Below are 26,485 nucleotides of genomic sequence, written 5' to 3'. Positions count from 1 at the left end.
GAGCGGGTCGTTCACAACGAGAGAGCAGGGAGACTGTAAACCCTAATATCTCAACGCTTGGGATTCCTCCGGCTTTAGCTGGAGGAGGATGTCAAAGTCGTTGCAGGTGCGGTCGATTCGTTGCGTCGACGCCGGCGAAGGCGCAGAGTCCCCCTCTGGGATCAGTTCTGCAGGTCGCTCGCGCGCGCCGCCGCGAACGGGACGAACATCTCTTCGGGCGTCATGCCGCCGTGGACGCCGATCTTTTCGTCGCTTTCGTGCCACATCTGGCCCTCGTGGTGGACCGCCAGCAGGTCTGGGGCGCGGCGCTCGAAGGCCTCCCCGGGCTCCGCGTGGTTGCTCCCGAACAGGCCGCGCTCGCGGTACTCGGCCTCGGTGAACGTGAGCACGTCGTCGCCGGCTTCCCGTTTGAGGTAGTCCCGGAGCCCCTCGACGCGGCCGTCGGCGACGTGGAATTGGACGTTCCGCGGGCCGCCCTGTGGCGGGATCGGGTCGCCGTCGTCGCCGCGGGCGAGGCAGTTCTGGACCTCGGGCACCGAGAGGTCGACCGAGACCTCGGGGTCGACGTTCGTGTGGCCGTGGTCGGCCGTCACGAGCAGCGCCGTCTTCTCGGCCGTCTCGGCGTCGAGGTTGTCCAGGAACCCCGTTCGGATCGCTTCCGTGACCATCCGGGCCTGCGCGTCGTAGCGGTCGGCCGCGGTGCCGGTGCGGTGGGAGATGGTGTCGACGTTCGGGACGTACGCAGTGACGTGGGTCGGCCCCTCACTGTCGGCGACGATGTCGCGGAGCGAGACGGCCATGTCGGCAACGTTCCAGTAGCCGTGTGTCTCCGCGCCGGCGGTCGTGAGTTCCGAGGAAATGGAGCCGGCGATGTGGACCGGTTGGGTGACGTGGGCGTCCACGCCCGCGGCCTCGGCGTCGCCGTAGATGGCGTCGCCATCGAACAGCTCTCGGGGGTCCGCGAGCGGGTACTCGTCCTGTACGGGCGTGCCGTCCGCCAGCAGGAACGGGAGCGTCTGGATCGACTCGTCGATGGAGTCGAGATACTGGTGCCAGCCGAGCAGGCCGTGCTCGGCCGGGAGCAGTCCCGTGTGGAGTGTCGTGATCGCGGCGGCCGTCTCGGAGGGGTACGTTGAGGTCAGTGGCGTGACGATGCCGTCGGTTTCGAAGGCATCGAGCAGCGGGAGCTCCTCGCGGAGGCGCATCCACTGATCGAGGCCGAAGCCGTCGACGACGAGCAGGACGACGTTCTCGATATCGCCGTCGATGAGGTCGCCGAACGCGTCGTCGGGGATGTTCCGCGGAAATTCGGACGAGAGCAGGGAGAGCGCGCTCTCGGGCGTGTCGGCGAACGAGCGGTCGCGGTAGGCGGGGAAGACGTAGCCGTCCTCCTCGTAGGCCTCACGGAGGTCGGATGCGTAGTCGCTCACGAGCGGATGTTCAGATCGACGGAGAAAGAGCTACCGACAGCGAGTGACGGAGAAGTCCGGCCGGGGGGCCGACCCGACTCAGGCGTTCGTCACTTTCGCGCCGAGGTCGTCGAGCACTGTCCAGAAGTCGGGGAACGACACGTCGACGTGCTCGGCGTCGTCGACGGTCGTCGTCCCCTCGGCGACGAGGCCGGCGACGGCCAGCGACATCGCGATCCGGTGGTCACCACGGCCGTCGACTTCGGCACCGACGAGCGAGGAGTCGCTGCCGTGGACCGTGAGGGTGTCCTGCTCCTCGGTCACCTCGGCGCCGAGTTTTCCGAGTTCCTCGGCCATCGCGCTCACGCGGTCGGTCTCCTTCAGCCGGACGTGCTCGCAGTTGACGATCCGTGTGTCGCCGTCGGCGATGGCGCCGACCGCGGCGATGGTCGGGAGCAGGTCCGGCGTGTCGCCCACGTCGACCTCGATACCCGAGAGATCGCCGCCCGAAATTCTGAGTTCACCGGCGTCCTCGTCCCACGAAATTTCGGCGCCCATGCGGTCGAGAATGTCGACGATGGCTGTGTCACCCTGCGCGCTGGGGTGCGCGCCCTCGACGACCACCTCGCTCCCGTCTTCGGCTGCGACAGCCCCCGCAGCGGCGAGGTAGGAGATCGAGGAGAAGTCGCCCGGGACGGCGTAGCTCCCCCCCGCCGGCGCGTACTGCTGGCCGCCGGGGACGCGGAACCCCGACTCCGTGTGCTCGGCATCGACGCCGAACGCTTCGAGCACTTCCAGGGTGATGTCGACGTACGGCGCCGACTTGAGTTCGGTCTCGAGGTCGACCTCGATCCCCTCGTCGGTGACGGCGCCGGCCATCAGCAGCGCGGTGATGAACTGCGAGGAGACGTCGCCGGGCATCGAGACGGCGCCGCCCGTGATCGACTCGCCGACGACCAGCGGCGCGCGGCCGTTCCGGCGCGTGCTCTCGGCGCGGCCCCCCAGATCCTCGATGGCGTCCAGCAGCGGCTCGTGTGGGCGCGAGCGCAGCGAGTCGTCGCCGGTGAGCACCGTCAGCCCGTCCGTGAGCGCGCCAGCCGCGGTGACGAGTCGCGTCGTCGTCCCGGAGTTCTCGCAGTTGATCACGTCGTCCGGCACTTCGGGCCGGCCGCCGAATCCCTCGACTGAGAGGGTGCCGGCGTCGAGTCGCGAGCGGTCGACACCGCCGCCGAACGCCGAGACGGCGCGCATGGTCGCCCGCGTGTCCGCGCTGACCAGCGGGTCCTCGACGGTTGCCTCGTCGGCGTAGCCTGCAGCGAGAATGGCGCGGTGGGTGTAGCTCTTCGACGGCGGCGCGCGACAGCGCCCGGCGACCCGGGAGCGCGAGACGTGCTTTTTCATGCCATCACCTGTGGCTGCCGGGGAGATGAGTCCACCGGAGGCAGTTTTGAAGTACGATAGCGGGACCACCCATCCCGTGAGCTGAGAACTGCCGTGAGACGGTCCACGGTTGTGCGGCCAGCCGTCTCACGACTCGTTCGGCCGCCTGTTCGCCAGCGGTGGCCAGCCACAGCCCCGCCGACGCCGGCCTACTCCTCGGCGGCGTCGGCGCCCGCGACGCTGGCCATCGCACCCGCCAGCACGCGCGTCGCGCTCGCGCAGTCCTCCCAGTCAGTCCACTCCCGGGGGTTGTGACTGATGCCGTCCTGCGAGGGTGCGAACAGCAGCGCCGCGTCGGTCACGTCGGCGACGTGCATCGTGTCGTGAGCGGCGCCGGAGTGCAGGTCGATGGTCCGGATCCCGGACGCCTCGCCCGCGCGGTGCGCAGCGGCGCGTAGCGTGTCAGACATCGGCGTCGGTTCGAGGTCGAACGGCCGGGAAAACGAGGTCTCCACCCCGCGGTCGGCTTCGACGATGGCGAGGCTCGAGCGCGTGGCCTCGACGATGGTCTGCATCGACTGGTAGTCCACGTCCCGGATGTCGACGCCGAACTCGACCTTCCCCGGGACCACGTTGGTGGCGTCGGGGGAGACCGAGAGCGAGCCAACAGTGCCGACTGCGGTCTCGCTCTCCTCTTCGACCACCTCGTTGGCGGCGGCTTCGACGTCGAGCACGACCTCCGACGCGGCCGCAAGCGCGTCGGTTCGCTCGTCCATCGGCGTCGCGCCGGCGTGGTTGGCCTCGCCCACGATCTCGGCCTCGCAGTGGGTGATCCCGGTGATGGTGGTGACGACGCCGACCGGGACGTTCTCGCGCTCCAGCCGGGTGTCCTGCTCGATGTGGAGTTCGTACCACGCCTCCCAGTCGCTGGCGTCGAGTCGGCCCTCGCCGCGGAAGCCGATCCGTTCGAGGGACTCTTCGAGAGTGACGCCTTCGCCGTCCTCCGTGGCCAGAGCCTCCTCGACAGTTCGCTCGCCGACGGCGACCGAGGAGCCGAGCAGCCCCTCGGAGAAGCGCTGTCCCTCCTCCTCAGTGAAGGAGACGACGACCAGCGGCCGCGCCGGTTCGACGCCGGCGTCCTGCATCGCACGGACGGCCTCCAGCGCCGCGTAGACGCCAAGCGGGCCGTCGAAGATGCCGCCCTCCGGCACGGAGTCGACGTGGCTCCCGGCAGCGACGGGTGCGGCGCCGGGGTCCACCGACTCGGGTGTCCACGTGCCGGCGATGTTGCCGACGGCGTCGACGGTCACGTCCAGTCCGGCGTCCCCCATCCGGTCGACGAGCGTCTCACGAGCAGCGCGGTTGGCGTCGGTCCCGGTCAGCACTGTCCGAGCGCGGCCTTCATCGACCTCAATCTCCCCGTGTTCGGCGTTCGCCTCGATGTCCGCTCGCAGGCGGTCAGTGTCGACGTGCATACCGGCTGGTGGCGTCGGCGTCGCCTTACATGTACCCTTCGGGGCAGGCGACGCCGGCGGGACTCGGCGTAGTGAATGAGAACCTCACCACCGCAGCCGTGGTGCTTAACCCCGCCGACCGCCTCTGGTCGACCGAATGGAGAACGCCGGCGTCGACGCGTTCACGCACCTCGGACCGGCAGTTCGGGAGGCCCTCTCGGATCGGGGGTTCACCACGCCGACCGAGCCACAGCGCCGCGCGGTCCCGCCGCTCGCGGCCGGCGAGAACGCGCTGGTGATCGCCCCCACCGGGACCGGGAAAACCGAGACGGCAATGCTGCCCGTGCTGGACCAGATCGCCGCTGCCGAGGAGCGCCACGGGATCTCCGCGCTGTACATCACGCCGCTGCGTGCGCTCAACCGCGACATGCTCGACCGTCTCGAGTGGTGGGGCGAGACGCTCGATCTGGCGGTCGACGTGCGCCACGGCGACACCACCGACTACCAGCGGAGCAAGCAGGCCAACGACCCGCCGGACGTGCTGATCACCACCCCCGAAACGGTGCAGGCGATGCTGACCGGCGAGAAGCTCCGAAAGGCGCTCTTGGACGTGCAGCACCTCGTGATCGACGAGGTCCACGAACTCGCGGCGTCGAAGCGCGGCGCCCAACTCACCATCGCGATGGAGCGCGTACAGGAGCTCTCGGGGCCGTTCCAGCGCATCGGGCTCTCGGCGACCGTCGGCGATCCTGACGAGGTCGCGAAGTTCCTCACTGGGTCGGTTCGGGGTGAGCACCGGACCCAGCGGGACTACCAGATCGTGGAGGTCGACGCCGGATCGAAGATCGACTTGGAGGTGGTGCGGCCGGAGATCACCGACGCCGACCAGAACCTCGCCGGCGAACTGGCGACGAAACCGGAGATCGCCAGCCACGTTCGGTACATTCGGGACGTGGTCGCCGAGAACGAGTCGACGCTCGTGTTCGTCAACACCCGCCAGACAGCGGAGGCGCTGGGCTCGCGGTTCAAGAGCCTCGACGCACCGATCGGGATCCACCACGGCTCGCTCTCGAAGGACGCCCGGATCGAGGTCGAAGAGGCGTTCAAGGCCGGCGAGATCGACGGCCTCGTCTGTACGTCGTCGATGGAACTGGGGATCGACGTGGGGCGGGTCGACCACGTGGTACAGTACGGCTCACCGCGCGAGGTCGCCCGCCTGCTCCAGCGCGTCGGGCGCGCGGGCCACCGGCGGGATCAGGTTTCCCACGGGACCGTCGTCGTCTCGGACGCCGACGACGCCAGCGAGGCAATGGCCATCGCCCGGCGGGCGAAGGCGGGCGAAGTCGAGCCAACGGGCATCCACGAGGGGAGCCTCGACGTGCTCGCGAACCAGATCGTCGGCCTGCTGATGGACGAGGGCGAAATCGACGCCCGCGAGGCCTACGAGCGGATCAAACGAGCCTACCCCTTCCGCGACCTGCCTGAAGAGACGTTCCGCGAGGTAGTCCGGGAGCTCTCCTCGAACCGTCTGCTCTGGCTGGAGGAGGATCACGACCGCCTCGAGAGCTCCGGAGGCACGTGGCAGTACTACTACGCGAACCTCTCGATGATCCCCGACGAGGAGAGCTACGAGGTGTACGATGTCTCCTCGCGGCGCGGGATCGGCACGCTCGACGAGCGCTTCGTCGTCAACTTTGCCGAACCGGGCTCCGTATTCGTCCAGCGCGGCGAGATGTGGCGTGTCGACCGCGTCGATGAGGAGGAGGAGCGCGTCGAAGTTTCGCCCGTGCAGGACCCCGGCGGCGAGGTGCCGACGTGGGTCGGCTCCGAGATTCCCGTCCCTGCGGCGGTCGCCAACGAGGCCGGCGAGCACCGCGACGTTGCGGGTGAACAGTTCCAGAACGACGCGCCGCTCTCGTCGGTCGCGTCGGACTTCACGGGACGCTACCCCGTCGACACTACGACGGCCGAGACCGCACTCGAACCGGTCGAGCGGCAGATCGAGGCTGGGGCGCCCGTTCCCGCCGCGAATCGGTTGGTGCTGGAGTCACAGGGCCGAACGGTCGTGCTCAACAGCCCGTACGGCCACCAGGTGAACGAGACGCTCGGGCGCATCTGCTCGGCGCTGGTGGGCCAGCGAACGGGGTCGTCGGTGGGGATGGAGGTCGACCCCTACCGGATCGAGTTTGAGGTGCCCAGCGGCGTCGGTATCAGCGAGTTCCACGACGTGCTGCTGGAGACTGACCCGGATCACGTCGAGGCCATCCTCGAACTCGCGCTCAAGAACGCCGACGCACTGAAGTTCACGCTCAGCCACGTCGCCGCCAAGTTCGGCGCGCTCAAGCGCTATCAGGGGCAGGGCCGCTTCGGCGCCGACCGCCTGCTCGCCGCGCTTTCTGACACGCCGGTCTACGACGAGGCGCTCCGGCAGGTGTTCCACGAGGATCTGGCCGTCGCGGAGACGCGGGACCTGCTCGGCGAACTGCAGGCCGACGACGGCGACGTGGAACTGGCGACGGCCCGCGAGCGCACGCCCATCGGCGCCGGCGGGCGCTCGGCCGGCGGGGAATTTTTGGTCCCGGAGGGCGCCGACGCCAGCGTGATCCAGACCGTCCGGGATCGACTGGAGGGCGACCGCGTGCTGCTGTTCTGTGTCCACTGCAAGGACTGGGACCGCCAGCAGGAGGTCGGGAAGATCCGGGAGCCGATCAAGTGCCCCAAATGTGGCTCGACCCGGATCGCGGCGCTGAACCCGTGGGCCGACGAGGTGGTGAAAGCGACTCGCGCCGAGGAGAAGGATTCGGAGCAGGATCGCATGACACGGAAGGCGTTCAAGTCCGCGAATCTGGTCCAGGAGCACGGCATGAAGGCCGTCCGGGCGCTCGCGGCCCGCGGCGTCGGTCCGCAGACGGCCGCGCGGATCATCTCGAAGTTCCGGGAGGACGAGGCTGACTTCTACCGGGACATCCTGGAGCAAGAGCGCCAGTACGCGCGGACGAAGAGTTTCTGGTGAGGGGGCTCTAGTGGTCCGTATTCGCTTGCACGGTTTTCGGGACCATTCGGTAATTTGTGTATGAATATCGGGTGAGGTGCCGTGATAGCTTGACCCTCGGAAGGGTTATCCCTCACTCGCCCCTCCGTCTGTATGTAATGGCAAACGGTAAGGTTGATTTCTTCAACGACACTGGCGGCTACGGTTTCATTTCGACTGACGACGGCGACCTCGACGACGACGAAGACGTCTTCTTCCACATGGAGGATGTCGGCGGCGAAGACCTGACGGAGGGTACCGAGGTCGAGTTCGACATCGAGTCCTCGCCCAAGGGGCCTCGCGCGTCGAACGTCGTCCGACAGTAGTACTGTACCACAACTGTCGTTTATAGCGACAGACAACAAACTTCGTTTTTGAGACGGTTAGGCGTTCCAGCTAACGCTATCTGCACACTCAGTGCTTACCGAACACTCGGTACTCACCGAAGGCACTCTCCACATCGAGGCGGGTTCTCACAATCAGATTCGGAATGACAACGGCTCTGTAGGTGAGAGAGTCTACAATAGGTATTTACAGAAACGAACTGTACAGCGTGTATGCGCGGCCCCCTCCACGCCCTTTTTAGTACACCACTCATCGGCGGATATCTACGTCTTCGAGTGGCCTTCCTATTGGCAGGGATACTGGCGGTAGGGAGTGCGGCAATTGCGATTGAAATCGGCGGAGTGATTGGTGTGGTGGCCCTTCTGGTTCCCGTCATGCTGGCCCTCTTCGCGCTTTATGTGAGCTCCCTTCTCCGATAGCTCTGTCAGCTGAATAGAGTACCTGCTATCGTACAATGGGTGTCGTCTTCCGCCCGGTTCACAGAACTTGTGACAAAAGTTATACTCTGGCGACTGGCACGGTTTGTATGGAGAAAACAGTGTTCAGGCGCGAAAACGAAGGGGATGACGAAGTGGCTGCGACAGCAGTTCGAACCCGGCACCCAGACCACGACCATGTACAGTTAGACGGCTTCGTCGCACCGGGCGAAACCCCGAAAGACCAGGCGGACCGGGGCCTCTCCTTCGCGGATCGGTTCCTGCGCGAGTACTGTGATGGTAGTTTGGAGGACGTAACGATGATTCGGCATTTCGTCCGTGAGGACCTGTTACCCGAGGCGGAGTTCGAAATCGGCGAGGCATGTCGAAACCACTTCGCATCCCCCGAACTGCCAGGAACGGTGATGGTCGGCGTGAGTGACGTCGTCGGTGGCGACCACGCGGTGAAAATGGAGATGGAGGCGACCATTCCCCACGAACGTGAGGAGACTGAGGTCGTCGAGCTCCCTCCTCCACCGGGATACACGAACAGTGCCGAGCGGTCCGAGTGAACTTCGGGAGTATCACTCCGTACGATCCGTTATGCGCCGATACTCGCCGACTCGTGCCAGAAGCTCCTGATCGAAGAGGTTCACCAGAGCTAGTGAAACCGATTACGGCGTTGATCCAACACTGTAGTCGTGTAGGAATCAATGTCGCCACGCCCACGCCGCCTCCGGCAACGCTTTGGGGCGCCCGCGCCCAGCCCCGGCCATGAGCGACTCCCTCCGCCTCACCGTCCGGGCCGCCGAGAAGCGCGACGCCGGACGCGGTATCGCCCGCCTGCCCGAAGGCGCCCGCCAGCAGTTGAGCCTGCTCTCGGGGGATACCGTCCTCATCGAGGGCGAACGCGAGACGGTCGCGAAGCTCTGGCCCGCCCGGGGCGACGTACCCGACGGCGTCGTCCGCATCGACGCCGACAGCCGCGCCAACGCCGGCGTGAAGGTCGGCGACACCGTCCGCATCGCCGCCGCGGACCTCCCCGAAGCCGACTCGATCACCCTCCGCGCGCCGGCGCAGTTGGCCGACGTGGACGTCGACCGGGACGCCATCGAGCGTCTCGTCGCCGAGGACGTGCGAAACCGGCCCGTCGCGCCCGGCGACCAACTACACCTCGAACGCCTCTCGGGCATCGGCTTCACCGTCGATACCGCCGACCCAGACGGCCGCGTCCGCGTCACCGACGACACCGACGTTCGGCTGGTGATCGACGCTGGCTCGACCGGATCGGACCATGTCGGCGAGATCGGGTCGCCGGACGAGGAGCCCGAAACCGGCGACGTGAGCGTCGACACTGGCGGATCGACCGACTCGACTGATGGCGGAAGCGCGAGCGAGGATGTCTCCGGCGGCGCCGTCGACGTCGAGGGTGCGGGCGGCGCCTCGACCGGAATCACCTACGAGGACATCGGCGGCCTCGACGAGGAACTGGACCTCGTGCGCGAGACGGTCGAACTGCCGCTCTCGAACCCCGAACTGTTCGCACGCCTGGGGATCGACCCGCCGAAGGGGGTGCTGCTCCACGGCCCGCCCGGGACGGGGAAGACGCTGATCGCGAAAGCCGTCGCCAACGAGGTCGACGCGACCTTTATCAGCATCTCCGGGCCGGAGATCATGAGCAAGTACAAAGGCGAAAGCGAGGAGCGCGTCCGGGAGGTGTTCGAGGCCGCCCAGGAGGACTCGCCGGCGATCATCTTCTTCGACGAGATCGACTCCGTCGCACCCAAGCGTGAGGACGGCGGGGACGTGGAGAGCCGCGTCGTCGGCCAACTGCTCTCGCTGATGGACGGCCTCGCCGCCCGGGGCGAGGTGGTCGTCATCGGCGCCACAAACCGCGTCGACGAGATCGATCCCGCACTCCGCCGCGGGGGGCGGTTCGACCGCGAGATCGAGATCGGCGTTCCCGGGGAGACGGGCCGGCGGGAGATCCTTGAGGTCCATACACGGAACATGCCGCTGGCCGACGACGTGCGGGTCGACCGCCTCGCCGAGCGCACCCACGGCTTCACGGGCGCGGACCTCGCCTCGGTCGCGAAGGAGGCGGCGATGTCGGCGCTGCGGCGGGCACGCCGGCAGGAGGCCGCGTCGCCTGACGTCGATCCGGCGACGGCCATCGCGGCAGCGGACATCCAGATCACCCGCGCGGACTTCGAGTCGGCGATGGCCGCCGTCGAACCCAGTGCGATGCGGGAGTACGTCGCCGAGTCGCCGGAAGCCAGCTTCGACGACGTGGGGGGCCTCGAAAGCGCGAAAGAGACGCTCGAGCGCGCCGTCGCGTGGCCGCTGACGTACGGGCCGCTGTTCGACGCCGTCGAGGCGTCGCCGCCCTCGGGTGTCCTGCTTCACGGGCCACCCGGAACCGGGAAGACGCTACTCGCACGAGCCATCGCGGGCGAGAGTGGCGTGAACTTCCTCCAGGTCGCGGGTCCCGAACTGCTCGACCGCTACGTCGGCGAGAGCGAGAAGGCGGTCCGAGAGCTGTTCGAGCGCGCCAGACAGGCCGCGCCCGCGGTAGTCTTCTTCGACGAGATCGACGCCGTCGCCATCGCTCGCGGGTCGGGCAGCGACTCCGGCGTCGGCGAGCGCGTGGTCTCACAGCTACTCACCGAACTCGACCGCGCCGCGGACAACCCCAACCTCGTCGTGCTGGCGGCGACGAACCGCAAGGATGCACTCGATCCCGCGCTTCTGCGGCCGGGGCGCTTCGAGTCCCACGTGCTCGTGCCCGCGCCGGGCGAGGAGGCCCGGCGCGCCATCCTCGACGTGCACGTCGAGGGGAAGCCGCTGGCCGACGACGTGGATCTGGACGCCGTCGCGGCGGCGATGGCGGGCTACACGGGCGCGGACGTGGCCGCGGTCGTCCGCGAGGCGACGCTGCTGGCCGTCGAGGACGTGGCGAAGCGCTACGAGGGTGCGGAAGCGAACGAACACGCCGACGAGATCCTGATCGGCGCCGAGCAGTTCGAGCGGGCGCTGGACGCCGTCGAACCGTCCATCTAACGGCTCCGGGAGTGGTTTCGGGGCGGTGTCGGGTCGTTTATGCCCGTTCGGGCGTAGGTCCGGGTAATGGTGTACGGGCTCAGCCGACAGGCCACCATCGCGGCTGCCGCGGTGGCGCTGACCGTGCTCGGGATGACTGCCGGGACCGTCCTGCTGCTGGCGACTGGCCGGCGGGACGTCGGGTGGTTCATGTTCCTGCTCTCGTTCGGCGCGTGGATGTTCGCCGCCGTCGCCGGCATGCTGATCGTGTGGGACTCCGGGTATCTGGATCGCTAGCCAGCCACGTCGACGAGAGCGAAGCTCTCGTCTGCCAACCGGACGTAGTCCGGTGACGGTGCGCGACCACGAGCGACCGCCGTGTCGCGCGTCGGAGCCCATGCCGTGGCTGTGCGCAGCCTCAATGCGACTGCTCGGTTCCGATAGGCCAAAGTACGGCCCGGTCACACTCGGGAGCATGGACGAACACGACCACGGCGACGACGAGGGCCGCACCACTGCACCGATGCAGGAGTTCACCACCGGGCAGGTCGGCGTCGGCCTCGCGGTGCTGCTCGTCGGCCTCGTACTGACGTTCGGGCTGGCGTTCGGCTTCGTCGGCTTCTAACTTCTCAGTCGAGTTCGCGGGCCAACACGTCCCGCAGCTCCGCGATTTCGTCAGCTGAGTAGGTCACGGATTCCTCCCCCGCAGCAAGCGACAGCGCACCCTCCTCAGTCGTCGTCCCCAGCGGCCTCACTGCAGCATGGTCGCCGACGGCCTCCCGGAGTGACCCAACGTGAGTCGTTTCTACGACAACCCGACCCGGCGCCTCGCTGAACGGCGCTGCGGCGTCGTCGAGAGCGGCGTCGACGCCCGCCGCGTCGGTGACCATTTCCGCCAGCGTCACCGCGAGGCCGCCGTCGCTGACGTCGTGGGTCGCGAGCGTCGACTCGAGGTCGGCAACACGCCCCAGCGCGGCCACGAGCGCACCCGGGTCCGCGGGAACCGCCGGGAAGCGGTCCGACCCGCCGAACTGCGAGAGCAGCAGCGAGCCACCCAGCGCGTCCGGGTCGTCGCTGCCGATTCCCGAGCCAGCGACCCACTCGGTTGGCTCGACGAGGACCAGATCACCCTCGCCGGAGACGGCCGCGGGCGGCGCGTCGTACCCTGATTTCGTCCCCAGTACGGCGAGTGTCGGCGTCGGCGCCACCGGGCCACTCTCGGAGTCGTTGTACAGCGAGACGTTGCCGCCGACGACTGGAACCGACAGATCGGCACAGGCCTCGGCGAGTCCCTCGACGGCGGCCGCGAAGCCGTCGTACGTCTCCGGGTCCTCGGGATTGCCGCCGTTGAGGCAGTCGACCGCTGCGAGCGGGGTGGCTCCCTTCGCCGCGAGGTTGGTCGCGTTCTCCACTGCCACCGCGCGGGCGCCAGCCTCAGGGTCGCAGTCGGTCCAGTGGGGGTTCGCGCCCGAAGAGAGCGCGATAGCGTGCTCCTCGTCGGCGGCGCCCGTGTCGTGGAGTGCGAGCATCGCGGCGTCGTCGCCCGGCGGCGTCGCGGTCCGCAGGCCCACCTCGTGGTCGTACTGGCGGTAGACCCACTCCTTACTCGCAGCAGTGGGGTCGGCCACGACAGCTTCGAACCCGGCACCGAGGTCGAACTCCGGCAGATCGGTCGCCGGCACGCCCGGCGCTTCGCGGGCGAGGTCGTTCATCGGCGCCCCCTCAGCGAGGTAGTCGGCGTCCGCGTCGACGACTGTCTCACCCTCGAAGCGGCAGACGTAGTTCCCCTCGGTGATCTCGCCGATGTCCGAGCAGCCCAGATCGAAGCGCTCGGCGATCTCCTTCACGCGCTCGACGTTCTCCGGGGCCACCTCGTAGCACATGCGTTCCTGTGACTCGGCGAGCAGGATCTCGGTCGCGTTCATCCCCGGCTCCCGAGTGTGGACGGCTTCGAGGTCGATGTCGGCGCCGAAGCCGCCTTTCGCGACCAGTTCGGAGGACGCGCCGCCCAGTCCGGCGGCGCCGAGGTCCCGCGCGGACTCGATCAGGCCCTCGTCGACGAGCGCCTCGTTGCACTCGATCAGGAGTTTCTCCGAGTAGGGGTCGCCGACCTGTACGGCCGGACGGTCCTCGGTTTCGGCGTCCTCGTCGAGGTCTTCGCTGGCGAAGGAGGCGCCGCCGAGGCCGTCCCGGCCCGTGGCGTTGCCGAGCAGGACGAGTCGGTTTCCAGCCTTCTGGGCTTCAGCAGTGACGAGCCGTTCGGGCGTCGTCTTGCCGACACAGGCGACGTTCACCAGGGGGTTGCCGACGTGGCCCGCCTCGAAGGCGACGCTGCCGGCGACAGTCGGGACACCGATGGCGTTGCCGTAGTCCGCGATGCCCTCGACGACGCCGTCGAGGAGGTAGCGGGAGTGCTCGCGGTCGACAGCGTCAGGGGAACCCTGACTGGCGACCGAACGTGATTCGGTCAACGGGCCGAAGTACAGCGAGTCCGCGAGCGCGATGGGGAAGGCACCCATCGAGAGCGTGTCGCGGACGATACCGCCGACGCCGGTGGCGGCGCCGTCGTACGGATCGACGTAGCTCGGGTGGTTGTGGCTCTCGACCCCGAACGTCAGCAGCGTGTCGGTGTCGGGGACCCGGACGACAGCGGCATCGTCGCCAGGCCCGATTTCGACGTGCTCGCCTTCGCTCTCGAACGCCGAGAGCAGCATGCGCGAGGAGCGGTACGCACAGTGTTCGCTCCAGAGGTTCTCGAACAGGTGCTGTTCGGCCCGGGTGGGCTCGCGGCCCAACTCCCCGACGACGAGTTCGTGGTCCGCATCCGCGAGTGGCATTCACCTGTGTGGTCAGCGTGGGGGAGCAAAGGGGTTTCGTTGTACACGTTTGTGCCCATCAGATGAACAGCAGCGGCGCCATCACCAGCACGCCGCCGACGAAGCCGGCGATCAGCGCGCGCCGGCCGCCGTCGGGGAGGTCCGCCCCTGTCTCCAGGGCCTCCGGGACGAACTCCGTGGCGACCAGATACACCATCGCCCCTGCCGCGAAGCCGTAGCCGACGGGCAGGAACGACTCCGCCCAGCGCACGAACGCGAAGGCGATGACGGCGCCGATGGGTTGGGGCAGACTGGAGAACACGGCGGCACCCACCATCCGCCAGTTCGAGAGCCCCATCGCGCGCATCGGAATGGCGATGGCCGTCCCCTCGGGGACGTTGTGGATCGAGATGGCGATGGTCATGAACACCGCGAGGATCGGGATCGAGAAGCCGAGCAGCGGGACCCCGCCTGACAGGCCCAGTTCCGCAAAGGAGACGCCGACGGCGACGCCCTCGGGGAAGCTGTGGACGGTGAGAATCCCGAGGATCAAGAGGAGTTTCCGCGGGTCGCCACTGGCGAACGCCTCGACTTCGACGGGGTTGTCGTCGCCGCCGTCACTGACGGCGTCAGGCGACGAAGACGGTTCGTCGGTCCCGAGATCGACGGCACTGAGGAGCCTATCGGACGCCTCGACGAGTACGATGCCGGCGAGGATGCCGCCGAACAGCATCGTCGGGACTCCCGTGGTGTAGGCCAGCCCTTCGTTGAACAGACCGAACAGCGATGCCGACACCATGATCCCCGACGCGATACCCCACAGCGCGACGTTCCACTGGTCACCGAACTCCTCGACGAAGAAGAACGGTATCGCCCCGAGCCCCGTCGCCAGCGCGGTGAGGAGGCCGGCGACGAACACGAGCACGAGGCTCTGAAGCACCGCCATACGTCAGTTCGGGGAGCCAGACCCATCAGCGTTTCGGGAACGAAAAATTAATTTTGGCTATCCTAAACCGGTCGGGGGTCTGATGCCGGTCTCGCTCCCCCCCGTACCGGTCCCCTTTTTAGGGCCGGCCGCGAACCCGGGTTCGTGCTTTCGGTCGAGCTGCACTGTCACTCCGAGCTCTCTCACGACGGCCGGGACCCGGTGGACCTGCTCGTCGAGCAGGCCGCGGCCGTCGGACTCGACGCCATCGCCGTCACCGACCACGACGCCATCCACGCGAGCCACGAGGCCGCCGCGCTCGCCGACGAGTACGGCCTCGTCGGCATCGTGGCGATGGAAGTGACCTCCGCGGCCGGCCATATCCTCGCGCTCGGCATCGACGAGGAGGTGCCGCCGGGGCTCTCCTACGACGAGACACTCGAGCGCATCCACGACCAGGGCGGTATCGCCATCGTTCCCCATCCGTTCCAGAGCTCACGGCACGGCGTCGCCGCCCACATCAGCGACGAACAGCTCGCTAGCGCCGACGCCATCGAGGTGTACAACTCCCGGCTGCTGACTGGCCGATCCAACCGCCAGGCCGAGCGGTTCGCCACCGCCCACGACGTGCCCAAAACCGCCGGGAGCGACGCCCACATCTCCGAGATGGTCGGGCAAGCCGTCACCGAAGTCGGCGCCGAGGAACGCAGCGTCGACGCCGTCCTCGAGGCCATCATTGAGGGCCGGACCAGCGTCGTCGGCAAGAAGACGCCCTGGCGCATCTCGTTCCGGCAGGCCGCCGGCGGCGTGAAGCGCCGGATCCAGCGCGGCGCGCGCGAACTGTTCTGATGCCGGACTCCCTCCGCGGCGCCGACGTGGCGACGGTCCGCCCAGCAATCGGCTCTGGCGATCCACTTCCAGGCACCGCCGGGTTCGGCGGCGCCGTCGACGACAGAGTCGTCCGGGACGTGCTGGGACGGGAGCCAGTCTACCTCGGCGCCGCGGGCGACGACCGAGACTGGAGCTTCGACCCCACGGACTTCGCCGATCCCGAACTCCTCGACGCCGGCACGGTCGTTGAGCCGGACGGCGAGCGCCGCAAAGTGTGGCCGCTCCCGACTCCCGAAGTCGAGACGGACCACGAGGCCGCTATCGACGCCGTGAGGGAAGCCGTGCTCACGAGCGTCCGCGAACCGGATCCTGAAGGGCTCGCTGTCGCGTTCTCCGGCGGCGTCGACTCGGCTATCGTCGCCGCGGGCGTTCCGGAGGCACCCTGCTACGTCGCCGGCTTCGCGGGCGCGGAGTCCCACGACGTGGAAGCGGCCCGCGAGGCCGCCGACGCGATGGATCGGGACCTCCGGATCGTCGAGTTCGACCACGACGACATCGTGCGCGCGGTGCCCGAGATCGCCCGGGCGACCGGGCGTACGAACGCGATGGACATCCAGATCGCGCTCCCGCTCTACTTCGTCGCCGAGCGGGCTGCCGCCGACGGCTTCGACCGCCTTGCGGTCGGGCAGGGCGCCGACGAACTGTTCGGCGGCTACCGGAAGGTGGTCGATCCGGAATCGGATCACCGCGTCGACGCCGACACGGTCCGGGGTGCCACGCGGGAGGTGATCCAGACACTGCCCGACCAACTCCCGCGCGACGTGCTGACGCTGCGGGCCGCAGGGGTCGAGCCAGTCGCCCCGCTGCTCCACGACCGCGTCGTCGACGCCGCGCTCCGCTTGCCCGCGGAGTTGCTCGCCAGCGAGGCGGAGCGAAAGATCGCACTCCGGCGCGCGGCGACGGGCGTCGTCCCGGAGCCTGTCCGGACGAAGGAGAAGAAGGCCGTCCAGTACGGCACCTACGCCGCCCGGGAACTGGATCGACTGGCTCGACAGGCCGGCTACAAGCGCCGGATGGAGAACCACGTCGGCCAGTACATCGACGCGCTGCTCGCGGAGTAACCTACCTGTCCGCGTTCTCGGCTGCCTCGATAGCGCTGAGCGCCAGCGCCGTCGTGTCCTGGTCGATGTCTGCGGCTCGAAGGTCCTCGCGGTCGTACCAGTCCCAGGCGTCGACGCCCGCCTCGCCGGGTTCTGGGTCGATAGCACGCGAGGGAACCGTCGCGAAGTAGACGTGGTCGATGTGCTGGTGGTAGACGTTCCGGTCGTCGCCGTCGATGTCGTAGAGCAACTGTTCGCGGGGCCGGGGGAGCGTCTCCCCCGCCGGCGCGCCCACGGGATCGGTATCGTCGATGAGGCTGGGGTCGAGACCAGTCTCCTCGCGAGTCTCGCGCAGGCCAGCCTCGTGGGGAATTTCGTCGCGGTCGACGTGGCCGCCGGGGGGCACGTGGATGCCGAGTTTCGGGTGGTAGTGCAGCGCGGCGGCGCCGTCGTTGACGATGTAGACGGTGGCGGTGAAGTGGCGCGTCGTCTCCATGGCTCGGGGTTGCCGGCCCGGGATTTCGAGGTTGTGGTTCGGTGGCGGTGCGGTTGCGATAGACACAGCTCTGGGAGCTGCGAGCGAACGAAGTGAGCGAGCAGGCCAAGGAGGCCCCAACGGGGCCGACGCCGGCTTTTGGTCGAGCTTTTGCCAGGGCCCCTCTGGGGGCCCGCGGCAAAAGGTCGAGATGCGGTCGCAAGAACTACGTTCCGTCCGGTTCCAAACCCGGATATGGCACACAACTCATCGTCGGATCTCGGCCTCGGCGTCGGCATCACGCTCTCCGTGGTGGCGCTGCTGGCCGCGGCGTGGCTGGCGCTGACCGACCCGAGCGCGACCATCGGCGGCGGCATGCACGAGGCAGCCATCCCGTTCGCCGTCGCGATGGTCGCCGGCGTGGGGGCCATCGCGGCCATCCACCTGCTCTGGGGCGAGTGAGGCGGGAAACCGTTAAGACTCGGAATCTCCTACGGGGACACGAATGACCGACTACACAGAGGAGGAGGCGCGCATCGTCGCCTACCTGCGCCACAGCGTCTCCTCCGGGGACCGGTACTTCCGGGCCAAGAACATCGCCGAGTCGATCGGCCTCTCCGCGAAACAGGTCGGCAGCCGACTGCCGACGCTGGCCGAGAAGTCCGACGACGTGGAGATCGAGAAGTGGGGGCGCTCGAAATCCACCACCTGGCGCGTCGAACCGCAGGGGTAGCGCCGCCCACACTACCTGACGTTCTCCAGCCGTCGCTCCATCTCGGCTTCGACCTCGGCCGCCAGTTCGTCTTCGGGCCGGTCAACGTCTGGCGCCCACTTCGAGAAAAAGCCCGTCCGGCCGAGGTAGCCGACTGCCTCGTAGATATCCTGCCGCTGCTCGAACCCCGTGGGGAGCGACCCGGCTGTCTCGCGATAGGCGTCGAGAAACACCGTCTCAACCCGGTCGGCCACGTCGAAGTACTGGGACCCGAGTAGCTGTCGGTGCGCACGGTGGAGTTCGCGGGCGGGGTCGCCGACGTGGGAGATTTCCCAGTCCAGCAGCCCCACCCGGCCGTCGGTCAGAAACCCGTTCGGGTGGGCCGGATCGCCGTGGAGCAGTGCCGCGGGCGCCTCGTCGAGTCGGTCGCGATTGGCGTCGACGGCATCGATGACCGCGTCGTACTGTTCGGAGAACCGCTCGGCGGGCGCGATCTCGCGTTGCTGTTCGATCTGTCCGATCAGCACGTCCGTCCACGACCCGGCTTCGAGTGTGAGGCCATCGGCGCCGCCGCCGACGATCCGGCCGTGTGCCTCGAACCGCTCACCGTGGAGCGTCGCGAGCGTCCGCCCAACCGCTGTGACGAGCGTCGATCGCTCCTCGGTGTCGGCCTCCGCCCAGCGTCGGATCAGGCTCTCGCCGTCGACGGCCTCGGTCGCGAGGTACGGCACGCGGTACGTCGGGTCGGCGGCGGCGATGGTGGGCACCGGCACGTCGACCTGCTCGTCGACGTAGTCGATGACCGCCCGCTCGCGAGCCACGCGCTCGCCGTCGCCGGTGGTAGAGATCTTGAGGTAGACGGTCTCGCCGTCCTCGAAGGTCAGTTCGACCGTCCGGTTCAGATCGTTCCACGACGGACCGGTCGACCCCACGTCGGCGACTGCGCGGCCGGGAAACGCACGCTGGAGGGCGTCCGAAACCTGCTCGTCCATGCCCCCGGATCGGCTGACCCCGGCAAGGGCTTTGTGGTGATACGTCTGGCAGTCGCGACCACCGCAGTCCCCATCCGTTATCACCCCCCGTCCCCTACCCCGGCGTATGACCGTCCGTGTCGAGCGGACCTTCACGTTCGACGCCCCGGCCGAGGAGGTGTGGGCGTTCATCTCCGACCCGCAGAAGCGCGCCGAGGCGATCAGCGTCGTCGAGTCCTACGAGATCACCGACGAGGAGGGCGGAGCAGCCACCTGGCAGGTCAGCCTCCCCATTCCGGGTGTGGGCGCCACCGTCCCAATCGAGACCGAGGACGTGAACTGCGAGCCGCCCCACGCCGTGAAGTTCGTCGGCAAGTCGACGGCGCTGCGGGTCACCGGTACCCACACTATCGAGACCGACGGCGAGACGACGACGCTGCACAACGAGTTCGTCGTCGACGGCCGGATCCCGGGCGTCGAGCGTTTCTTCAAGAAGAACTTCGAGACCGAACTCGACAACCTCGAGGCCGCGCTCCGGGAGGATCTGGGGCAGACCGCATGACCGACGGCATCGGCGTCGCTGAGGACGCGATCACCGTCGCGCTGGCCCAGCACCGCGTCGAAGCCGGCCACGTCGAGGCCAACGTCGACCGCGCGGTCGAGGCCATCGAGCACGCGGCCACCGAGGGCGCCGATCTGGTCTGCCTGCCGGAGATGTTCAACGTCGGCTACTTCGCGTTCGATAGCTACGCTCGCGAGGCCGAGGGGCTGGACGGGCCGACGCTCGACCGGATCGGCGACATCGCCGCCGAGCACGGCGTCGCAGTGCAGGCCGGCAGCATCGTCGAGGATCTTGAAGCTAGCGCCGCCGCAGGGTTCTCGACGCCGGAGCCGTCGGGGCTGGCCAACGCTTCAGTGTTCCTCGGCCGCGCGGGCGACGTCCGCGCGGTCTACCGCAAACAGCACCTGTTCGGCTACGACTCCGCGGAGACGCGCCTGCTCACACCCGGCGAGTCGCTGCCGACGGTGGAGTTCGCGGGCTTCACGGTGGGGATGACGACCTGCTACGACCTGCGCTTCCCCGAACTCTACCGGGAGTTGGCCAACGAGGGCGTCTCGCTGGTGCTCGTACCCAGCGCGTGGCCGTACCCGCGCGTCGAGCACTGGCAGACGCTCCCGCGCTCGCGGGCCATCGAGAACCTCGCGTACGTCGCCGCAGTCAACGGCGCCGGCGAGATGGGCGACGACCAGTTGGTCGGGCGCTCGACGGTGTACGACCCGTGGGGGACGCCCGTCGCCACCAGCGACGACGACCCCGCGCTGGTGACGGCGGAAATCGCCCCCTCCAGAGTCGACGCGGTGCGCGAGGAGTTCCCCGCGCTCCGGGACCGGCGGTAGTCGGCCGCCGTCCCCGGACCCGTGCCTTTATGTCGGTCAGACGGGTAGCGTAACCCGTCGACGCACACGGCGCTTTTCTCGCCGGTCGTCGACAAGCCAACTACAGCCGCTCGACTGTGGCGAGGGGTCCGCCACGACAGAGCACTCGTCGGGCCGACTTACGGGGGCCACCCGGCCCGACAACTCCGCCTCCTCCACCCTTTCCACCCTTTCCACCCTTTCCACCCTCTCCGCCCTCTCCGTTCAGTACCGCTCGACAGGCGTACGCTCGCCCGTCGCTGCAGCCTCGTACACCGCCTCCGAGACAGCCACGTCCGTTAGGCCGTCGCGCCCGTCCGGCTCCGGCGGCGTGTCGGTCAGCACGCAGTGGGCGAAGTAATCGAACTCCTCTACCGTCTCGTCCATCCCGACGCCGGAGAACTCCACCTCGCCCACGTCAGTGCTCACCCGGACGGTCCGGTCGCCGCCGGGGACGAACGCGTTTTCCAGCCTGATCCGGCCGTCGCTGCCCACGACCTCCAGCCACGAGTCGGCGTCGCCGCTGAAGCTGGCAGTAAACTCCCCGACGGTCCCGGCCGGGAACTCCGCGAGCACGTGGACGTGCTCGTCGGCGAACCGCGGGCTCTCGGGGTCGTCCGGCTGGCTCCCGAACGGCTCGGAGGCGCGGGCCATCGCGTCGACGGCCACCGGGTCGGCGCCGAGCAGGTAGCGCGTCGTGTTGAGCGGGTAGACACCCACGTCCATCAGCGCGCCGCCGCCCGCGAGTTCGGCGTCGAGGCGCCACTGGTCGGGCCCCTTCGATCCGGCGAGCACCGGGAAGCTGAACTCTCCCATCGCCTTCGTGGGTTCGCCGATGCCGCCCGCGGAGACGAACGAGGTGAGCGCCCGGATCACGGGGTCGGTCTGCATCCGGTAGGCCGTCATCAGGGTCACGCCCGCGGCCTCGCAGGCGTCGGCGAGCGCGGCCGCGCGTTCGGGCGTGGCTTCCAGCGGTTTCTCACAGATCACGTGTTTGCCCTGATCCGCGGCCGTCCGGGCGTGATCGAGGTGGATCCGATTCGGCGTCGCAACGTAGACGGCGTCGTAGGCGTCGACGCCCTCGCCTTCCGCGAACTGCTCGTAGGTCAGCGGGACGGCACCGTGCACGTCGCCGACTCGTGCGGCCTTCTCGGCGTCGCCGGAGACGACGGCGCTGACGGTGGCGTAGTCGCCCGCCTCGATTGCGGGAATCGAGACGGAACGGGCGTAGTTGCCGAGGCCGACGACCGAAAGCGAGACGGTCCCCTCGGGGTCGGTGTCCCAGTCGCGTGTCGAAGCGGCGTCGACGAGTGCCTGGAGGTCCATACGCGTGGGTTCACCCGGTGGGGCAAAACGGTTGGCGAAGGGGCACGTCGCGTTCTCAAGCGCCCCCTGCCCACTCAACTGCGTTTCAGTAACGACGGTTACAAAAACATGATTCAGCGTACGTTTTTGGTGGCATCTCCCGTACGTCGACGTGTATGAACGACACAGATCAGTACGGAGCCACGGCGGGAACGTCGGGCGTGCGGGCGCCGCGGCGCCGGCCGCCCCAGACCCTCGGTGGATCGGCCGTCGCGACGGTGCTGGCGCTGGCCGCCCTCTTCGTCGCGACTGCGGCACCCGCGCTGCTGGCGGGGGTGGCCATCGGCGCCGTCGGCGGCGCCGCCGTCGCCGTCCTCTCGGGGCGTCGCCGGCGCGCGGAGACGGTCGATTTCTGCCTCCCACGGGCCAGCCTCTGTCTGAGCATCTGACCAGTCCCATAGGTTACAGAAACACCGTTGACCGAACACTCTTTGCGGTGTGGTCGCAGAGAGTACGTATGAGCGAGAGGTTGCAGTCGATTCAGGAGTGTGGCGACTGCGTCGAGCCGGCCGACGCGTTCGGGCTGGTAGCAAACGAGACGCGGATCTCGATACTCGAGGCACTGTGGACCGCCGAGGGCGAGACGGTGCGGTTCTCGGAGCTCCGGGAGACCGTTGGCATGCGTGACAGCGCGCAGTTCAACTACCACCTCGATAAGCTGACCGACCAGTTCGTCCGGAAAGTCGAGGCGGGGTATCAGCTCCGCCACGCCGGCGAGAAAGTGGTGCAGGCGGTGCTCGCCGGATCCTTCACCGAGCACCCGACCATCGAGCCAATCGACGTGGACGACCCCTGTGTGCAGTGTGGCGCGGAGCTACAGGCGGTCTACGACGACGAACAGCTCTCGATCCAGTGTCCGGACTGTGGCTACGGCCACGGCGAGTACGCGTTCCCGCCGGGCGGTCTGACCGACCGCGACGACGAGGAAATCCTCGCGGCGTTCGACCAGCGCGTCCGGCACCTCCACTGCCTCGCCAAGGACGGCGTCTGTCCCGAGTGTAGCGGCCGGATGGAGACGACCGTCGAGCGCGCCGACGCCTGCTGTGTCGGGAGCAGCCTCACGGCGACGCACCGTTGCTCGCAGTGTAACCACCAGCTCTGCTCGGCGGTGGGGCTCGCCCTCCTTGACGACAGCGAGGTCGTCGGCTTCCACCGCGAACACGGCGTCTCGCTCTCCGAGCGGCCCTACTGGACGCTCTCGTGGTGTGTGAGCGACGAGGCAATCGAACTCGCGGGCGAGGAGCCCCAGCGCTTCGAGGTGGCCATCGAGCAGGGCGGCGAGACGCTCACGGTCACCCTCGACGACGACCTGAGCGTGCTGGAGACGTCCCGTTCGGCCTGAATCCCGGTAGTGTTCAGATAAGCTGATTCCATGCGAACGCGAAGGTTTTGAGCCACTCGTCAGCAGTTGTTGCGTCGGTGTTGCTGAAACAGTTCGAGAAAGCGGTAGTTCTCCGCTTTATATCCCTAAATACACGTTCAACACTATTTCGTTTGCCATGTTTTTCGTAGCGGTAATCAAGGCTGTGGCGAGCGACGGCTGCTTGAAGTGAAGCGGAGCCATCGATGAGAAACACCGCGTCTTCAACGGAGTGTTTCTGACGCAAATCGTGGAAGAACTGCTGAGCAATCCCGTTTTTTCTCGTCGGCTCAAGCGCTGAATGGAGTATTTTATTTGTTTCTGGATCGACGGCAGTGTACAGCCAGTACTGCTTGCTGTTGAGTCGGGTCACTGTCTCATCAACCGCAACGTGATCCGGATTTCGTCCTTCTTTTGGCTGTAGGTTCGCCTTGTGAACCCAGTTCGAAACGGTCGAACGAGCACGTTCAACACCGAACAACTCCAGAATCGAGATAGTATTCGAAAGTGATAGACTAGACAGATGGAGCCGAATACTGAGCTTCATCAACGGCTCCGGTGTTACTTCTCGCTCCACAAAGCCTAACTCGATCTGGTCGCTATAGCCGTTGAGGCGAACGGTTTCTGGCATAGACACTCAAAGACCGCTTCGCCTTGTCCTTCAATCCTTATCTGAACACCACCTACAACAACGGCCGAATCCTTATCACCCGATATCCCGTAACCATTTCCATGAGCATCGACTCGGAGGGAAACCCCGGCCGAACGCCCAGCATCACGCTCACGGAGAACCCCGACGGGAACTGGACGGCCCGCAACCTCGTCGAGGAAGTGTCCGCACAGGGAGAGACGCGGGAGGAGGCGCTCGACAACCTCGATGATGTGGTGGCTGCGGTCCGCGGCGGGGGCGGCCGCAAGCCGACCGAGGAGGAGCTCCAGGAACTCGGTATCGACCCCGAGGAGAACGTCTCGGGCGGTGAACTGCCGGACGTTCTCAAGTAACCAGCATGGTAACGCGGGATTTCTCCGGTAAGGAGGTCGTGAAGGTACTGTGCAATAAGGGGAATTTCTGGGTGGACCGTATCACGGGCGACCACTACATTCTGAAGTGGGAGCACCCGGAGGGCTCGGGCGTTGAGTCTCGAACCGTGAGCGTGCCGTACCACGACAGTATCAGCATCGGAACGCTTCACGATATCGCCGACGACGCGGGAGCAAAGGACTTCGAGGAGTTCTGCGCGTGGATTGACCGGAACAGCTGAACCACCTGCAACCCGGTTTTCGCGTTCATGCGCGGGGTCGCGAGGAGAGAACTCCGCTATCCAGAATGTGACCACGAGCCGGCGCCGATCGGCCGTGGTCACATTTCGCCGTCGACCCGGGCGGCGCCGGCCCGATCACTCCGGCGACGCCACCCGCATCCGGGCAGGATATATAAACAAACCCAGTTCGGGCCAGTTTGAGCGGTAGTGTTCAGATAAGCTGATTCCATGCGAACGCGAAGGTTTTGAGCCAGTCGTCAGCAGTTGTTGCGTCGGTGTTGCTGAAACAGTTCGAGAAAGCGGTAGTTCTCCGCTTCACCTCCCTAAATACACGTTCAACACTATTTCGTTTGACCTGAATCCCCGCCCCAAAGCCTATGGCGAGACCCGCCAGCCTTCCTGCATGGCGACCGAGTCCCCGCCAGCCGTCGACATCGACGGCCTCCACAAGCAGTTCGGCGATCTGACCGCCCTCCGTCGTATCGACCTCACCGTCCAGCGCGGCGAGGTGTTTGGCTTCCTCGGCCCCAACGGCGCCGGGAAGTCGACGACAATCGACTGCCTGCTCGACTACCTCCGACCAACAGAGGGCCGCGTCGAGGTGTTCGGCATCGACGCCCAGGAGGAGTCCGGCCGCGTGCGCCAGCGCGTGGGCGTGCTCCCGGACGGCTACAACACGTTCACCGAGTACACTGCTCGCGAACACGTCGAGTTCGCCATCGAGTCGAAGGACGCTGACGACGATCCGGACGCGCTACTCGACCGAGTCGGTCTCGCGGGCGAGGAAGAACGCGTCGCCGACGACTTCTCGAAGGGGATGACCCAGCGGCTGATGCTCGCGATGGCGCTGGTCGGCGACCCCGACCTGTTGGTCCTCGACGAGCCATCGACCGGGCTGGACCCCAACGGCGTCCGGCTGATGCGCGAAATCGTCCGCGAGGAGACCGAGCGCGGCGCGACGGTGTTCTTCTCGAGTCACATCCTCGATCAGGTCGAGCGCGTGAGCGACCGCGTGGGCATCCTCGCCGACGGCGAACTGGTCGCCGTCGACAGCATCGAGGGCCTGCGCGGCGCCGGCGCCGTCGCCGAACTCACAGTCCACTGTGATCCACTTCCGACGGACAGCGTCGGCGCCGTCGAGGCACTCCCGGACGTCGAGTCGGCGAAGATCGAGGAGGGGCGGCTGATCACGACCTGTGCCGGCCCGGCGAAAGTCCGCGTACTCGACGCGTTGCGGGACGCCGGCGCGACGATTCAGGATTTCGAGTCCGACGCCGGATCGCTCGAGTCGGTGTTCGCCGCTTACACTGACAACGGGGGTGACGGGGGAGGCACGGCGACGACGAGCGACGACGCCGCCGCGGTGCCGGGGGTGGCCGAGTGAGCCTCCGCACCGTCGCGCGGAAGTACGCCGTCGACACCCACCGGACCAAGGCGGCGTGGGCGGTGACGGCGCTGTTCGTCGTCGTTTTCGGCTTCCTGGGCTGGTCGGGCGCGTACAGCTACGACGGCACGGTTCAGCCACTCCGCTCCGGCGGTCTCCAGATGGCCGCCGCGGTGTTGATCCCCTTGGCGACGCTCGCGCTGGGCCACGGCGCCGTTGCCGGCAGCCGCGAGTCGGGATCGCTCCGGGTGCTGCTCGCGTTCCCCCACTCCCGGCGGGATGTCGTCGCCGGCGCGTTCCTCGGCCGGTTCGGCGCGGTGTCGGTCGCCGTCGGGGCGGGGCTGCTGGCGGCACCGCTGGCGTACACGGTCCGAGCCGGACAGCTACCGGGTACGGACTACCTCGTGTTCGTCGGGTTCGTGCTGCTGTGGACCGTGTTCACCACGTCGTTGGCCGTCGGCGCCTCGGCGCTGGTCTCGACGGGACGCCGCGCCATCGCCGGTGGTCTCGGGACGTATCTGGCCTTCATGTTCGGCTGGGACTGGCTTCCCCGGCAGATCGTCCGGCGGACGTACCCGCGCGACCAGCAGTACCCGCCGCCGGAGTGGGTCCAGATCTGGAACAAACTCGACCCCATCTCGGGCTACGTCGACGCCACTTCGCTGCTGCTCTACCGCCCGGACGAACCGTTGGCCGTGTACGAGTCGATGCCGTTCCTCGCGGCCGTGGTCGCCGTCTGGGCGGTGGTGCCGATGGCGCTGGCGCTCTGGCGGTTCCCGAAGACGGATCTCTGA

At 67.6% G+C, this 26,485-nt stretch carries 28 protein-coding genes and 1 pseudogene; 19 read left to right on the top strand and 10 right to left on the bottom strand.

The window, feature by feature from the left end; genetic code table 11:
• Positions 1 to 161 precede the first annotated feature (161 nt).
• The 3 genes from J2753_RS06915 to J2753_RS06905 all read right to left on the bottom strand — a co-directional run bounded on the left by J2753_RS06915 (position 162) and on the right by J2753_RS06905 (position 4,264).
• Positions 162 to 1,430 carry an alkaline phosphatase family protein gene (locus J2753_RS06915; protein ID WP_209491189.1) on the bottom strand — a complete coding sequence of 423 codons (1,269 nt, stop codon included), beginning with the start codon at positions 1,428 to 1,430 and terminating at the stop codon, positions 162 to 164.
• A 78-nt stretch (positions 1,431 to 1,508) separates the two neighbouring features.
• Positions 1,509 to 2,810 (bottom strand): 3-phosphoshikimate 1-carboxyvinyltransferase, encoded by a 1,302-nt coding sequence (gene aroA / locus J2753_RS06910; RefSeq protein ID WP_209491188.1) that lies wholly within the window; start codon positions 2,808 to 2,810, stop codon positions 1,509 to 1,511.
• Between the two features lie 188 nt (positions 2,811 to 2,998).
• Positions 2,999 to 4,264: a M20 family metallo-hydrolase gene (locus J2753_RS06905; RefSeq protein WP_209491187.1), complete on the bottom strand. Its 1,266-nt coding sequence runs from the start codon at positions 4,262 to 4,264 to the stop codon at positions 2,999 to 3,001.
• Between the two features lie 124 nt (positions 4,265 to 4,388).
• On the opposite strand from J2753_RS06905, the gene J2753_RS06900 reads away from it, so the two are divergent.
• The 7 genes from J2753_RS06900 to J2753_RS06870 all read left to right on the top strand — a co-directional run bounded on the left by J2753_RS06900 (position 4,389) and on the right by J2753_RS06870 (position 11,699).
• A complete protein-coding gene (locus J2753_RS06900) occupies positions 4,389 to 7,256 on the top strand; it encodes a DEAD/DEAH box helicase (protein ID WP_379810507.1) in 2,868 nt (955 codons plus the stop codon).
• Positions 7,257 to 7,393: 137 nt separating this feature from the next.
• A complete protein-coding gene (locus tag J2753_RS06895) occupies positions 7,394 to 7,600 on the top strand; it encodes a cold-shock protein (protein WP_121822023.1) in 207 nt (68 codons plus the stop codon).
• Between the two features lie 231 nt (positions 7,601 to 7,831).
• Complete coding sequence (locus J2753_RS06890; RefSeq protein WP_209491185.1) at positions 7,832 to 8,038, top strand: hypothetical protein; 207 nt, start codon at positions 7,832 to 7,834, stop codon at positions 8,036 to 8,038.
• A gap of 107 nt (positions 8,039 to 8,145) precedes the next feature.
• Positions 8,146 to 8,607, top strand: a complete 462-nt coding sequence (locus J2753_RS06885; RefSeq protein WP_209491184.1) for a hypothetical protein — start codon at positions 8,146 to 8,148, stop codon at positions 8,605 to 8,607.
• A gap of 202 nt (positions 8,608 to 8,809) precedes the next feature.
• Positions 8,810 to 11,095 carry an AAA family ATPase gene (locus J2753_RS06880; RefSeq protein ID WP_209491183.1) on the top strand — a complete coding sequence of 762 codons (2,286 nt, stop codon included), beginning with the start codon at positions 8,810 to 8,812 and terminating at the stop codon, positions 11,093 to 11,095.
• Positions 11,096 to 11,161: 66 nt separating this feature from the next.
• Positions 11,162 to 11,371 (top strand): hypothetical protein, encoded by a 210-nt coding sequence (locus J2753_RS06875; RefSeq protein ID WP_209491182.1) that lies wholly within the window; start codon positions 11,162 to 11,164, stop codon positions 11,369 to 11,371.
• 178 nt (positions 11,372 to 11,549) lie between these two features.
• The gene (locus J2753_RS06870) at positions 11,550 to 11,699 is read left to right on the top strand and encodes a DUF7550 family protein (protein ID WP_209491181.1); all 150 of its coding nucleotides are present in this window, start codon (positions 11,550 to 11,552) and stop codon (positions 11,697 to 11,699) included.
• Positions 11,700 to 11,703: 4 nt separating this feature from the next.
• Here the strand turns inward: J2753_RS06870 and purL are convergent, their stop codons facing one another.
• Positions 11,704 to 13,911 (bottom strand): phosphoribosylformylglycinamidine synthase subunit PurL, encoded by a 2,208-nt coding sequence (gene purL / locus J2753_RS06865; RefSeq protein WP_209491180.1) that lies wholly within the window; start codon positions 13,909 to 13,911, stop codon positions 11,704 to 11,706.
• A 58-nt stretch (positions 13,912 to 13,969) separates the two neighbouring features.
• The gene (locus J2753_RS06860; protein WP_209491179.1) at positions 13,970 to 14,836 is read right to left on the bottom strand and encodes a ZIP family metal transporter; all 867 of its coding nucleotides are present in this window, start codon (positions 14,834 to 14,836) and stop codon (positions 13,970 to 13,972) included.
• A gap of 144 nt (positions 14,837 to 14,980) precedes the next feature.
• Between J2753_RS06860 and J2753_RS06855 the strand changes: the two genes are divergently transcribed.
• Positions 14,981 to 15,664, top strand: coding sequence for a PHP domain-containing protein (locus J2753_RS06855; RefSeq protein ID WP_209491178.1), 684 nt, complete (start codon positions 14,981 to 14,983; stop codon positions 15,662 to 15,664).
• On the top strand, positions 15,664 to 16,767 hold the full coding sequence (locus J2753_RS06850) for an asparagine synthase C-terminal domain-containing protein (RefSeq protein WP_209491177.1): 1,104 nt from the start codon (positions 15,664 to 15,666) through the stop codon (positions 16,765 to 16,767). Before J2753_RS06855 ends, J2753_RS06850 begins: the two co-directional genes overlap by 1 nt.
• Before the next feature lies 1 nt (position 16,768).
• Here J2753_RS06850 and J2753_RS06845 read toward each other — a convergent pair whose 3' ends face one another.
• The gene (locus J2753_RS06845; protein ID WP_209491176.1) at positions 16,769 to 17,242 is read right to left on the bottom strand and encodes an NUDIX hydrolase; all 474 of its coding nucleotides are present in this window, start codon (positions 17,240 to 17,242) and stop codon (positions 16,769 to 16,771) included.
• Between the two features lie 234 nt (positions 17,243 to 17,476).
• Here J2753_RS06845 and J2753_RS06840 point away from each other — a divergent pair, with 234 nt between their 5' ends.
• Both J2753_RS06840 and J2753_RS06835 read left to right on the top strand, forming a co-directional pair.
• Positions 17,477 to 17,683, top strand: a complete 207-nt coding sequence (locus J2753_RS06840) for a DUF7525 family protein (RefSeq protein WP_209491175.1) — start codon at positions 17,477 to 17,479, stop codon at positions 17,681 to 17,683.
• 43 nt (positions 17,684 to 17,726) lie between these two features.
• Entirely contained in the window at positions 17,727 to 17,954 is a 228-nt protein-coding gene (locus J2753_RS06835; RefSeq protein WP_053947813.1) for a DUF7123 family protein, read from the top strand.
• Positions 17,955 to 17,965: 11 nt separating this feature from the next.
• Here J2753_RS06835 and J2753_RS06830 read toward each other — a convergent pair whose 3' ends face one another.
• Positions 17,966 to 18,925: a phosphotransferase family protein gene (locus J2753_RS06830; protein ID WP_209491174.1), complete on the bottom strand. Its 960-nt coding sequence runs from the start codon at positions 18,923 to 18,925 to the stop codon at positions 17,966 to 17,968.
• A 106-nt stretch (positions 18,926 to 19,031) separates the two neighbouring features.
• On the opposite strand from J2753_RS06830, the gene J2753_RS06825 reads away from it, so the two are divergent.
• Positions 19,032 to 19,466 carry an SRPBCC family protein gene (locus tag J2753_RS06825; protein WP_209491173.1) on the top strand — a complete coding sequence of 145 codons (435 nt, stop codon included), beginning with the start codon at positions 19,032 to 19,034 and terminating at the stop codon, positions 19,464 to 19,466.
• Between the two features lie 29 nt (positions 19,467 to 19,495).
• Complete coding sequence (locus J2753_RS06820) at positions 19,496 to 20,302, top strand: carbon-nitrogen family hydrolase (RefSeq protein ID WP_379810509.1); 807 nt, start codon at positions 19,496 to 19,498, stop codon at positions 20,300 to 20,302.
• A 243-nt stretch (positions 20,303 to 20,545) separates the two neighbouring features.
• Here J2753_RS06820 and gfo6 read toward each other — a convergent pair whose 3' ends face one another.
• Positions 20,546 to 21,646: a D-xylose 1-dehydrogenase Gfo6 gene (gfo6, locus tag J2753_RS06815; RefSeq protein ID WP_209491171.1), complete on the bottom strand. Its 1,101-nt coding sequence runs from the start codon at positions 21,644 to 21,646 to the stop codon at positions 20,546 to 20,548.
• 155 nt (positions 21,647 to 21,801) lie between these two features.
• Between gfo6 and J2753_RS06810 the strand changes: the two genes are divergently transcribed.
• Both J2753_RS06810 and J2753_RS06805 read left to right on the top strand, forming a co-directional pair.
• Complete coding sequence (locus J2753_RS06810; protein WP_209491170.1) at positions 21,802 to 22,074, top strand: hypothetical protein; 273 nt, start codon at positions 21,802 to 21,804, stop codon at positions 22,072 to 22,074.
• Between the two features lie 68 nt (positions 22,075 to 22,142).
• Complete coding sequence (locus J2753_RS06805) at positions 22,143 to 23,027, top strand: winged helix-turn-helix domain-containing protein (RefSeq protein WP_209491169.1); 885 nt, start codon at positions 22,143 to 22,145, stop codon at positions 23,025 to 23,027.
• A 13-nt stretch (positions 23,028 to 23,040) separates the two neighbouring features.
• Here J2753_RS06805 and J2753_RS06800 read toward each other — a convergent pair whose 3' ends face one another.
• The gene (locus J2753_RS06800) at positions 23,041 to 23,676 is read right to left on the bottom strand and encodes an IS6 family transposase (RefSeq protein WP_209491168.1); all 636 of its coding nucleotides are present in this window, start codon (positions 23,674 to 23,676) and stop codon (positions 23,041 to 23,043) included.
• 101 nt (positions 23,677 to 23,777) lie between these two features.
• Between J2753_RS06800 and J2753_RS06795 the strand changes: the two genes are divergently transcribed.
• Together J2753_RS06795 and J2753_RS06790 are read left to right on the top strand one after the other, a co-directional pair.
• Positions 23,778 to 24,047, top strand: coding sequence for a type II toxin-antitoxin system HicB family antitoxin (locus J2753_RS06795; RefSeq protein WP_209491167.1), 270 nt, complete (start codon positions 23,778 to 23,780; stop codon positions 24,045 to 24,047).
• Between the two features lie 5 nt (positions 24,048 to 24,052).
• The gene (locus J2753_RS06790) at positions 24,053 to 24,307 is read left to right on the top strand and encodes a type II toxin-antitoxin system HicA family toxin (RefSeq protein ID WP_209491166.1); all 255 of its coding nucleotides are present in this window, start codon (positions 24,053 to 24,055) and stop codon (positions 24,305 to 24,307) included.
• Positions 24,308 to 24,518: 211 nt separating this feature from the next.
• Here the strand turns inward: J2753_RS06790 and J2753_RS06785 are convergent.
• Positions 24,519 to 24,656, bottom strand: a pseudogene (locus J2753_RS06785) (IS6 family transposase); the annotation flags it as partial.
• A gap of 54 nt (positions 24,657 to 24,710) precedes the next feature.
• Here J2753_RS06785 and J2753_RS06780 point away from each other — a divergent pair.
• Both J2753_RS06780 and J2753_RS06775 read left to right on the top strand, forming a co-directional pair.
• Entirely contained in the window at positions 24,711 to 25,691 is a 981-nt protein-coding gene (locus J2753_RS06780; RefSeq protein WP_209491165.1) for an ABC transporter ATP-binding protein, read from the top strand.
• Positions 25,688 to 26,485 carry an ABC transporter permease gene (locus J2753_RS06775; RefSeq protein WP_209491164.1) on the top strand — a complete coding sequence of 266 codons (798 nt, stop codon included), beginning with the start codon at positions 25,688 to 25,690 and terminating at the stop codon, positions 26,483 to 26,485. Before J2753_RS06780 ends, J2753_RS06775 begins: the two co-directional genes overlap by 4 nt.

The organism is Halolamina salifodinae, from assembly GCF_017874235.1.
GTDB lineage: Archaea > Halobacteriota > Halobacteria > Halobacteriales > Haloferacaceae > Halolamina > Halolamina salifodinae.
The sequence above is the reverse complement of the archived record's forward strand: the minus strand, read 5'-3'. Positions and strand labels throughout refer to the sequence as shown.

Coding starts and splice junctions, on each gene's coding strand:
- aroA (WP_209491188.1), bottom strand. CDS start 2,810: ATGAAAAAGCACGTCTCGCGCTCCCGGGTCGCCGGGCGCTGTCGCGCG.
- J2753_RS06905 (WP_209491187.1), bottom strand. CDS start 4,264: ATGCACGTCGACACTGACCGCCTGCGAGCGGACATCGAGGCGAACGCC.
- J2753_RS06895 (WP_121822023.1), top strand. CDS start 7,394: ATGGCAAACGGTAAGGTTGATTTCTTCAACGACACTGGCGGCTACGGT.
- J2753_RS06890 (WP_209491185.1), top strand. CDS start 7,832: ATGCGCGGCCCCCTCCACGCCCTTTTTAGTACACCACTCATCGGCGGA.
- J2753_RS06885 (WP_209491184.1), top strand. CDS start 8,146: ATGGAGAAAACAGTGTTCAGGCGCGAAAACGAAGGGGATGACGAAGTG.
- J2753_RS06880 (WP_209491183.1), top strand. CDS start 8,810: ATGAGCGACTCCCTCCGCCTCACCGTCCGGGCCGCCGAGAAGCGCGAC.
- J2753_RS06875 (WP_209491182.1), top strand. CDS start 11,162: ATGGTGTACGGGCTCAGCCGACAGGCCACCATCGCGGCTGCCGCGGTG.
- J2753_RS06870 (WP_209491181.1), top strand. CDS start 11,550: ATGGACGAACACGACCACGGCGACGACGAGGGCCGCACCACTGCACCG.
- purL (WP_209491180.1), bottom strand. CDS start 13,911: ATGCCACTCGCGGATGCGGACCACGAACTCGTCGTCGGGGAGTTGGGC.
- J2753_RS06860 (WP_209491179.1), bottom strand. CDS start 14,836: ATGGCGGTGCTTCAGAGCCTCGTGCTCGTGTTCGTCGCCGGCCTCCTC.
- J2753_RS06850 (WP_209491177.1), top strand. CDS start 15,664: ATGCCGGACTCCCTCCGCGGCGCCGACGTGGCGACGGTCCGCCCAGCA.
- J2753_RS06845 (WP_209491176.1), bottom strand. CDS start 17,242: ATGGAGACGACGCGCCACTTCACCGCCACCGTCTACATCGTCAACGAC.
- J2753_RS06840 (WP_209491175.1), top strand. CDS start 17,477: ATGGCACACAACTCATCGTCGGATCTCGGCCTCGGCGTCGGCATCACG.
- J2753_RS06835 (WP_053947813.1), top strand. CDS start 17,727: ATGACCGACTACACAGAGGAGGAGGCGCGCATCGTCGCCTACCTGCGC.
- J2753_RS06830 (WP_209491174.1), bottom strand. CDS start 18,925: ATGGACGAGCAGGTTTCGGACGCCCTCCAGCGTGCGTTTCCCGGCCGC.
- J2753_RS06825 (WP_209491173.1), top strand. CDS start 19,032: ATGACCGTCCGTGTCGAGCGGACCTTCACGTTCGACGCCCCGGCCGAG.
- gfo6 (WP_209491171.1), bottom strand. CDS start 21,646: ATGGACCTCCAGGCACTCGTCGACGCCGCTTCGACACGCGACTGGGAC.
- J2753_RS06810 (WP_209491170.1), top strand. CDS start 21,802: ATGAACGACACAGATCAGTACGGAGCCACGGCGGGAACGTCGGGCGTG.
- J2753_RS06805 (WP_209491169.1), top strand. CDS start 22,143: ATGAGCGAGAGGTTGCAGTCGATTCAGGAGTGTGGCGACTGCGTCGAG.
- J2753_RS06800 (WP_209491168.1), bottom strand. CDS start 23,676: ATGCCAGAAACCGTTCGCCTCAACGGCTATAGCGACCAGATCGAGTTA.
- J2753_RS06795 (WP_209491167.1), top strand. CDS start 23,778: ATGAGCATCGACTCGGAGGGAAACCCCGGCCGAACGCCCAGCATCACG.
- J2753_RS06790 (WP_209491166.1), top strand. CDS start 24,053: ATGGTAACGCGGGATTTCTCCGGTAAGGAGGTCGTGAAGGTACTGTGC.
- J2753_RS06780 (WP_209491165.1), top strand. CDS start 24,711: ATGGCGACCGAGTCCCCGCCAGCCGTCGACATCGACGGCCTCCACAAG.